The organism is Rhizobacter sp. P2_H2, assembly GCF_056403375.1.
On sequence record NZ_JBFUFP010000157.1, the window covers coordinates 1 to 8,166 of the forward strand.

The 8,166-nt window shown below is 70.5% G+C and carries 10 protein-coding genes; 2 read left to right on the forward strand and 8 right to left on the reverse strand.

Going from position 1 to position 8,166, the window contains the following annotated elements; all coding sequences use genetic code 11:
* Positions 1–787: hybrid sensor histidine kinase/response regulator (locus tag AC1D15_RS11400; RefSeq protein WP_477826055.1), on the forward strand; the 787-nt coding region annotated here is incomplete at its 5' end.
* A gap of 46 nt (positions 788–833) precedes the next feature.
* Here the strand turns inward: AC1D15_RS11400 and AC1D15_RS11405 are convergent.
* Entirely contained in the window at positions 834–1,268 is a 435-nt protein-coding gene (locus AC1D15_RS11405; protein ID WP_047501850.1) for an SWIB/MDM2 domain-containing protein, read from the reverse strand.
* 316 nt (positions 1,269–1,584) lie between these two features.
* Between AC1D15_RS11405 and AC1D15_RS11410 the strand changes: the two genes are divergently transcribed.
* Positions 1,585–2,163: a DJ-1/PfpI family protein gene (locus AC1D15_RS11410; protein ID WP_047501211.1), complete on the forward strand. Its 579-nt coding sequence runs from the start codon at positions 1,585–1,587 to the stop codon at positions 2,161–2,163.
* Positions 2,164–2,170: 7 nt separating this feature from the next.
* Here AC1D15_RS11410 and AC1D15_RS11415 read toward each other — a convergent pair whose 3' ends face one another.
* From AC1D15_RS11415 to AC1D15_RS11445, 7 genes are all read right to left on the reverse strand, one after another.
* A complete protein-coding gene (locus tag AC1D15_RS11415; RefSeq protein ID WP_477826056.1) occupies positions 2,171–3,544 on the reverse strand; it encodes a sulfite reductase subunit alpha in 1,374 nt (457 codons plus the stop codon).
* Entirely contained in the window at positions 3,541–4,575 is a 1,035-nt protein-coding gene (locus AC1D15_RS11420) for an FAD:protein FMN transferase (protein ID WP_477826057.1), read from the reverse strand. Before AC1D15_RS11420 ends, AC1D15_RS11415 begins: the two co-directional genes overlap by 4 nt.
* An 8-nt stretch (positions 4,576–4,583) precedes the next feature.
* Positions 4,584–5,429, reverse strand: coding sequence for a DUF4198 domain-containing protein (locus AC1D15_RS11425; RefSeq protein WP_477826058.1), 846 nt, complete (start codon positions 5,427–5,429; stop codon positions 4,584–4,586).
* Between the two features lie 10 nt (positions 5,430–5,439).
* Positions 5,440–5,958, reverse strand: a complete 519-nt coding sequence (locus tag AC1D15_RS11430) for a DUF2271 domain-containing protein (protein WP_477826059.1) — start codon at positions 5,956–5,958, stop codon at positions 5,440–5,442.
* A gap of 32 nt (positions 5,959–5,990) precedes the next feature.
* Positions 5,991–6,626 carry a PepSY-associated TM helix domain-containing protein gene (locus tag AC1D15_RS11435; protein WP_477826060.1) on the reverse strand — a complete coding sequence of 212 codons (636 nt, stop codon included), beginning with the start codon at positions 6,624–6,626 and terminating at the stop codon, positions 5,991–5,993.
* Positions 6,626–7,318, reverse strand: a complete 693-nt coding sequence (locus tag AC1D15_RS11440) for a Fe2+-dependent dioxygenase (protein WP_477826061.1) — start codon at positions 7,316–7,318, stop codon at positions 6,626–6,628. The genes AC1D15_RS11435 and AC1D15_RS11440 overlap by 1 nt, the downstream gene beginning before the upstream one ends.
* A 5-nt stretch (positions 7,319–7,323) precedes the next feature.
* Positions 7,324–8,166: TonB-dependent receptor domain-containing protein (locus AC1D15_RS11445; protein WP_477826062.1), on the reverse strand; the 843-nt coding region annotated here is incomplete at its 5' end.

The window sequence follows — 8,166 nt, forward strand, 5'->3', positions numbered from 1 at the left end:
GGCGACGGCCGATGCACGTGCGGTCGAGCAGGTGCTGCTGAACCTGCTGTCGAACGCCATCAAGTACAACCGCGCCGGCGGCACGGTGCGGCTCGTGCTGCAGCACGACGGCGAGCGCGTCACGGTGGCGGTGAGCGACGAGGGCGAGGGGCTGACGACGGCGCAGCAGACGCAGCTGTTCCAGCCGTTCAACCGGCTGGGCGCCGAGCAGCGCCGCATCGAGGGCAGCGGCCTCGGGCTCGTGATCGCGCGCACGCTGTCGGCGGCGATGCAGGGCGAGCTGCTGCTGCGCAGCACACCCGGCCAGGGCTCGACCTTCACGCTGGTGCTGCCGGCCGGCGCTGCGGCGCGCGCGGACCCGGCGCTCGCGCTGCCTGCCACGCCGCCCGCCGCACCTGCCGTGGTGCAGAAGCACGTGCTGTATGTCGAGGACGAGCCGTTGAACGTGATGCTGATGCAGGAGGTCTTCAAGGGCCGCCCGCAGTGGCGGCTGAGCGTGGCCAACGATGGCGCGAGCGGCCTCGCGGCGGCGCGCGAGCAGGCGCCGGACCTGCTGCTGGTCGACATGAACCTGCCGGACACCAGCGGCCTCGCGCTGATCCGCCGGCTGCGCGACGACGCGCGCACGAGCGGGCTGCGCTGCATCGCGCTGTCGGCGGATGCGATGCAGCCGCAGATCGACGCGGCGCTCGCGGCCGGCTTCGACGACTACTGGACCAAGCCGATCAACGTCGCGCGCGTGCTGGACGCCGTCGCGAAGGCGATGGAGAAACCCGCTGCCCCATGAAAAAAACCGGCGCATGCGCCGGTTTTTTGAGGTGAACGGAACCTGATTACTTCAGGTGGCCGTTGATCAGCTTGGTCATCTCGAACATCGAGACCTGGGCCTTCTTGAAGATTTCCTTCAGCTTGGCGTCGGCGTTGATCATCGTGCGCTTGGCCTTGTCCTGCAGGTCGTTCTTCTTGATGTACTCCCACACCTTCTTGGTCACTTCCGTGCGCGGCAGCGGGTTGGCGCCGATGACGGCAGCCAGCGTTGCGCTCGGGGTCATGGCCTTCATGAAGGCAGCGTTCGGGGTGCGCTTCTTGGCCGGAGCGGCCTTCTTCGCAGCGGCCTTCTTGGCCGGCGCTGCCTTCTTGGCGGGAGCGGCCTTCTTGGCCGGTGCGGCCTTCTTGGCCGCTACTTTCTTCGCGGGTGCAGCCTTCTTGGCCGGTGCCGCTTTCTTTGCAGGAGCCGCTTTCCGAGCGGGCGGTTTCGCAGTTGCCATGTTGAATTTCTCCATCAATAACGTTGTTGATGTGCCCGGGTTGGGTGAGAGCCGCATGAGCTCTCGGTTCTCCAGGTCCACGTGCGGAGCGAATACTACTGCGAGAGTGCTGCATTGAGAAGCAGTTTTCATAGGTAAAACTCGCATTCATGCGCCTTCGCGCGATGTTTTGTCGCCTGAGAGCMTCATCTGCGTGCTCTCGAGGCGCGCATCGCGTGCTGTCGAGGGGCATTCCCCATGCGCGTCGAACGCTCGCAGAATGTGCTTCGACGGCCTCGCATGGTGTGTCGCCGTCCTCTGACGAAGGAGACGAACGATGGGCAAGAAGATCCTGATGCTGGTCGGCGACTACGCCGAGGACTACGAGACCATGGTGCCGTTCCAGGCGCTGCAGATGGTCGGCCACACGGTGCATGCGGCCTGTCCGGACAAGAAGGCGGGCGAGTTCGTGATGACCGCGGTGCACGATTTCGAGGGCCAGCAGACCTACTCCGAGAAACCCGGCCACCGCTTCACGCTGAACGCGACGTTCGCGTCGGTGAAGGGCGAGGACTACGACGCGCTGCTGATCCCGGGCGGCCGCGCGCCGGAATACCTGCGCATGAACCAGGCGGTGATCGCGCTGGTGCAGCACTTCTCGCGCGCCGACAAGCCGATCGCCGCGGTGTGCCACGGCGCGCAGTTGCTGGCTGCCGCCGGCGTGATCCGCGGCAAGCGCGTGTCGGCGTATCCCGCCTGCGCGGCCGAGGTGGAGCTGGCGGGTGCGAGCTACGCGGCGATCGAGGTCGACCAGGCGGTGACCGACGGCAAGCTCGTCACCGCGCCAGCGTGGCCGGCGCATGCGGCCTGGCTGGCGCAGTTCCTGGCAGTGCTGGGAACGCGCATCCAGCACTGACGCGGGGTCAGTAGACGTCGCGCCGGTAGCGGCCGGCGTCGGCCAGCGCGGCGAGCTGGTCGGCGCCGAGCACCTGCGCGAGCGCCTCGTCGACGCCGGCAGCCATGCCCTCCAGGCTGCCGCACACGTAGATCGCCGCGCCCCGCGCGACCCAGTCCCGCAGTTCGTCCGCCTGTTCCAGCACGCGGTGCTGCACATAGTGCCGCTCGGGCCGGTCGCGCGAGAACACGCGGTCGACCCGGGCCAGCACGCCGGCCGCCTGCCAGCGTTCGGTGTCGTCGGCGTAATGCGCGTCATGCGCCGCCTGGCGCTCGCCGAACAGCAGCCAGCAGGCCTCGGGTGCCCGAACCTCCGCGCGCGCCATCAGGTGGCTTCTGAGGCCCGCCAGACCGGTGCCGTTGCCGATCAGGACCAGCGGACGCGCCGCGTTGTCGCCGATCCGGAAGCTGCCGTGCGCGCGCAGCCGCAGCGGCACGCGATCGCCCGGTTGCAGTCGTGTCGTCAGCCAGCCCGAGGCCACGCCGAGGCCGCCGTCCGGGTGCCGCTCCTGCCGCACCATCAGGTGCAGCCGGCCCGCCGACGGCACCGAGGCGATCGTGTACTCGCGCGGGCGCTGCGGGTCGCCGGGGGCCTGCACCTGCACCAGGTCGCCGGCCTGCCAGCCGGGCAGCGCCGCGCCGTCGGCCGGCACGAGTTCGAGGTGGCACACCGGCGCGGCGGCGCTGCCTTCGTTCAACACGCGCCGCTCGACCAGCCGCCAGTCGTCGAAGCCCGGCGCCTGCCAGTCGGGCAGGTCGACCGTGCCGGCGAGGTGCGCCACCTGCTGCTGCCACTGCTTCAGCGCTGCCGCGTCCTCGTTGTCGAGCTCGATGCGCTCGAACAGCGGCGTCGCGCCCTGCACCTGCAGCCAGCCATCCAGCCGGCGGCCGAAGCCGCAGAACTGCGCGTAGCTGCGGTCGCCGAGCGCCAGCACCGCATGGTGCAGGCGCGGCAGCGGCTGGCCGCCGTCGGCCATGTGGCGCGCGAACGCCGAGGCCGCATCGGGCGCGTCGCCCTCGCCGTAGGTGCTGACGATGAAGAGCGCCCGTTCGGTGCGCGCCAGCGCGTCGGGCCGCAGTTCGCCGAGCGGCAGCAGCCGCACCGGCACGCCGGCGGTGTGCAGCAGGCGCGCGGTCTGCCACGCGAGCTGCTCGGCGAAGCCGGTCTGGCTCGCGAACGCGACCAGCACCGGCGCGGCATCGGCCTCGGCATGGTCGAGCGCGGCCGCATCGCGCGAGGCGGCCGCACGGCGGCGTCGTTCGCGCCAGACGATGAAGGCGCAGAACGCGAGGTAGGCGAGTGCGATGGCGCCTGCCGCCAGCAAGCGGGCCAGCGGGCTCATTCGAGCGCGGCGAAGGCCGGCGTGACCTGCTCGTCGAGCCCGCCGTCGGCGCGCCGCGTGACGAACAAGGCCGCGATGCCGCGCTGCGCGGCCCACGGCAGGCCGGCCTGCGGCCCCATCACCGTCAGCGCCGTCGACAGCGCATCGGCGCGCATGCACGAGGCATCGAGCACCGTCACGACGGCCACGCCGTGGTCGATCGGCCGGCCGCTGCGCGGATCGATGGTGTGCGGATAACGCCTGTCGCCGCGGGCGAAGAAGCGCCGGTGATCGCCCGAGGTCGCGACGCTCAGGCCATGCAGCGCGATGCGGGTCGGCAGCGGATCCGCGTCGAGCTGCCAGCCGCCGTCGACCCAGCGCGGCACCGGTTCCAGCGCCACCCACCACGGCTGCCCATCGGGTTTCACGCCCTCGCCGCGCAGCTCGCCGCCGACCTCGGCCAGCACGTCGTCGAGGCCGAACTGCCGCGCGAGCCGCTGCACGACGCGGTCGACCGCATGGCCCTTCGCGATCGCCGACAGGTCGAGCCGGAGGCCCCCAGGTTGCCGCACGCCGCGCGCGCCGGTCTCCAGCCGCTGCCAGCCGCTGACGACCCGCGCGGCCTGCACCGCCGCATCGTCGGGCGGCACGAAGCCGGGCTCGTCGTGGCGCTGCCGCGGCCCGAAGCCCCAGGCATCGACCAGCGCCCCGGCGGCCGGGTCGTACGCGCCATCGCTGTCGCGCGCGACCTGCAGCGCGCAGGCCAGCACCTCGCTGAACGCATCCGGCAGCGCATGCCAGCTGCCGGCCGGCGCGTGGTTGAAGCGGCTGATGTCCGAGCCGGGTTCCCACGGGCTCATCTGCGCGACCACGAGGTCCAGCTCCTGCTGGATCGCCTGCGCCAGCGGCGCGAGCGCGAGCGCCCGCGGGCCGGCGACGCGCACCGACCAGCTCGTGCCCATCGTCACGCCCTGCAGCGCATGCACCTGGGCGCCGAGCGCCGGCGCGCGGGTCGCGATGCGCTGCGGGACCAGCACCCGCGCCGTCTGCATTGCCTTCTTTACTGCGGCAGCACTTCGACCGTCGCGCTGGCGTTCACGCGGCGCGTCGGCGGCGTGCCTTCGGCGGCACGCACGCTGTGGTTCACGCCGATCCAGTAGCGCCCGGCTTCCGGCCACTTGACGCTGAACTGGCCCTGCGCGTCGGTCTTCAGCGCGATCTCGCCGAGCTTGTAGCGGTAGCGGTTGCCGCCGCGCAGGATCGTCACGTCGAGGTTGGCGGCCGGCTTGCCGTCGAGCAGCACGCGGAAGCTGGAGCTGTCGCCGGCACTCAGGTCGGTCGGCGCGGTCAGCGGGACGAACTCGAGGCCGGTGCCTTGCGGCGCGAAGGCCTTGTCGGCGGTCTTCTCGCCCGCTTTTTCCCCTTTCCCGTCGTTGCTCACCCAGGTCTCGACCCGGTTCTGCATACGCGTGACCTGCAGCTCCTTCGCGTCGGCCGGGATCTCCTTGGCCATCGCCTCGGCGGTGCCGCGCCAGCGCTTCGGCTCGCCGCCGAGCTTGTAGTTGGCGAACACGCTCTCGCTGAAATTGACGATGCGGTAGGTGCCCGGCTGCGCGAGCTTCACGTCGAAGCTGCTGCGGCGGCGCGCGGTGGCGAGGTTCTCCGGCGCGACGAGGCTGCCGTCGGGCGCGACGATGCTGAGCTTGTCCAGCACCAGCGCGTTGGTGTCGTACTCGAACAGGTCTTCGGACACCGCGCCGTCGACCGTGACGGCGGCTTCGCGGCCGCTGACGACGGTGGCCGACGGCACGAGCCAGGTGCGGTGCGCCTGCGCGGCACCGGGCAGCAGCGTGGCCGACGCGGCCAGCGCGAGCAGGGCAAGGTTCAGGCGGTGGAGGGTCTTCATGGGTGGCTCCTCAAGGCTTCAGTTCGAGCGCGACCGCACCGAGTTCATGCTCGCCCTGGACCTTGGCGGTCTGGGCGGCCTTCACCGGCCAGTCGAACGGCAGGCGCACGACCTCGCGGCCGCCGTTCTCGCGCGCCGCCTCGACCACCAGCTGGTAGCTGCCAGGCGGCAACGACGCCAGGCCCTTCGCGCTCGACAGGGCCAGCACGTGCTCGCCCGGCGAGCGGGTGGCGGCGGTGACGCCGTCGATCGGCGTCTGCAGCTCGCGCCCGCTCTTGCGCCACCAGCTGCGCATGTCCTTCAGCCACTTCGCGCCGCCGTTGTCGCGCTTCTTCAGGTCGTACCAGAGCGCGACGTTGGACGCGAAGCCCTGGTCGGCCGCCTTCTCGACCCACACCGCGACATAGGGCTTGTGGTACTCGGCCACGCTCAGCTGCGGCAGCTCCAGCTTCAGGTTCGCGTCGGCCGCGAAGGCCGGCGCGGCCAGCGCGGCGGCGGCGCCCATCGCCATCGAATAGCTCAGTTTCATGGGAGTCCTTCTGGAAGATCAGGGAATCGGGGTCAATGGATGAAGAGGATCGCCAGCAGCAGCGGCAGCACCAGGCCGCCAGCCACCACCGGCCAGGTGCTCGGGCGCTTGGCGGCATGCATCTTCAGGATGAACAGGCCGGTCACCGAGAACACCAGGCACGACGCGGCGAACAGGTCGATGAACCAGCTCCAGGCGCTGCCGGTGTGGCGGCCCTTGTGCAGGTCGTTCAGGTACGAGATCCAGCCGCGGTCGGTGCGCTCGTATTCCAGCGCGCCTTCCACGCGGTCGATGCGCAGCCAGGCATCGCCGCCGGGGCGCGGCAGCGGCAGGTAGATTTCCTCGGGCGACCACTCGGCCGCGCGGCCGGCGACCTCGATCGCGAGCGCCTGCTCGGCCCAGGCGGCCAGCGCCGGCGGCAGCGGCTGCTTGTCGTCGGACGGCTGCGCGGTGACCAGCGGCAGCAGCGCCGGCGGCACCTGCGCCGCGCGCTTCGTGACCTGCGGCTTCGCCTCGATCTGCGACGCATGGTTCAGCGTGAAGCCGGTGACGGTGAACAGCAGCAGCCCGACCAGGCTCAGCGCCGAGCTGATCCAGTGCCACTGGTGCAGCGTCTTCAGCCAGTAGGCGCGCTGCGGCGCCGGTGTGGCGGCGGAGGGAGCGTCCATCAGACCTCGGACCACATCCGCAGCAGGTTGTGATAGTGGCCGGTCAGCATCAGCACCTCGGCGCTGTCACCGCCTTTTTCACTTTCGCGCTCGCGCAGCCGCTGGATCGCCTGGTCGAGCTCGAACAGCATGCCGCGCTGCGCATCGTCGCGCACCAGGCTCTGCAGCCAGAAGAACGAGCAGACGCGGGCGCCGCGCGTGACCGGCAGCACGCGGTGCAGGCTGCTCGACGGGTACAGGATCAGGTCGCCGGCCGGCAGCTTCACCTCGTGCGCGCCGTAGGTGTCCATCACCTCCAGCTCGCCGCCGTCGTAGTCGCCGGGGTCGGCGAGGAACAGCGTGCACGACAGGTCGGTGCGCAGCCGCAGGCTGGTGCCCGGCACGCCGCGCACCGCGCCATCGACATGCAGGCCGTACTGCTCGCCGCCTTCGTAGCGGTTGAACAGCGGCGGCACGTAGCGCAGCGGCAGCGCGGCCGAGACGAACAGCGGATGCGCCTCCAGCGCCTTCAGGATGACGGCACCGAAGCGCTGCGTCAGCGGCCCGGCCTCGGGCAGCTGGCGGTTGCGCTTGACCTGCGCACCCTGCGCGCCGACCGTCTCGCGGCCGTCGTTCCAGTCGGCCGCATCGAGGGCCTCGCAGATCTCGGCGACCTGGGACGGCGTCAGCACGCCGGGCACGTGGAGCATCATCGTGGTCAGTACTTGAAGTTGGCGCTCAGCAGCGCGTTGCGTGCTTCACCCGGCTTGTAGCGCGAGCCGCCATTGTTGACCGACGCCACGTACTCCTTGTCGAACAGGTTGTTGACGTTCAACTGCAGCGTGACGTTCTTGCTGAGGTCGTACGCGACCATCGCATCGGCCACCGTGTACGACTCGGTGTTGATCAGGTTGGGCGTCGCGCTGGGGGTGAGGTTGCTGCTGCGCGCGACGGTATCGACATAGCGCACGCCGCCGCCGACGGTCAGCTTGTCGAGCGCCTTGTACGACGCCCACGAGCTGAAGGTCACCTTCGGTGAATAGACGATCACACCGCCGTTGTTCGCGCTGGCGCCGGCCGGCACGCCGCGCAGGATCTTCGGATCCATGTAGGCCACGCCTGCGCTCAGGTTCAGCGCCGGCGTCACCTGGCCGACCAGGCCGAGTTCGACGCCGTCGACGCGGCGCTTGCCCACCTGGCTGAAGGTCGGCACCGCGGCGCCGTCGGAGACCAGCTCGTTCTTGTTCTCGCTGCGGTAGATCGCCGCGGTGGCCGACAGCTTGCCGCCGAACAGGTCCCACTTGGTGCCCAGCTCGATGTTGCTGCCTTCCTGCGGGTCGGTGCTCGGGCTCGCCTGGTTGGTGCTCGAGACGTTCAGCGAGAAGTTGGCGCCGCCCGGCGGCTGGTAGGAATTCGACACCGTCAGGTAGATGCTGCCGTCCGGCGTCGGCTTGAACAGCGCGCCGACCTTCCAGCTCAGCAGGTTGTCGTTCAGCCCGAGCGGCGGGTTCTGCACCAGCACCGCCGGCGTCGCCGAGTTGAGGGCGGCGCTGTTCGTCTC

Bases quoted from the DNA above. Each gene is read 5' to 3' on its own strand.
- AC1D15_RS11430 (WP_477826059.1), bottom strand. From the start codon at position 5,958: ATGAAACTGAGCTATTCGATGGCGATGGGCGCCGCCGCCGCGCTGGCC.
- AC1D15_RS11440 (WP_477826061.1), bottom strand. From the start codon at position 7,318: ATGATGCTCCACGTGCCCGGCGTGCTGACGCCGTCCCAGGTCGCCGAG.
- AC1D15_RS11415 (WP_477826056.1), bottom strand. From the start codon at position 3,544: ATGAGCCCGCTGGCCCGCTTGCTGGCGGCAGGCGCCATCGCACTCGCC.
- AC1D15_RS11435 (WP_477826060.1), bottom strand. From the start codon at position 6,626: ATGGACGCTCCCTCCGCCGCCACACCGGCGCCGCAGCGCGCCTACTGG.
- AC1D15_RS11420 (WP_477826057.1), bottom strand. From the start codon at position 4,575: ATGCAGACGGCGCGGGTGCTGGTCCCGCAGCGCATCGCGACCCGCGCG.
- AC1D15_RS11425 (WP_477826058.1), bottom strand. From the start codon at position 5,429: ATGAAGACCCTCCACCGCCTGAACCTTGCCCTGCTCGCGCTGGCCGCG.
- AC1D15_RS11405 (WP_047501850.1), bottom strand. From the start codon at position 1,268: ATGGCAACTGCGAAACCGCCCGCTCGGAAAGCGGCTCCTGCAAAGAAA.
- AC1D15_RS11410 (WP_047501211.1), top strand. From the start codon at position 1,585: ATGGGCAAGAAGATCCTGATGCTGGTCGGCGACTACGCCGAGGACTAC.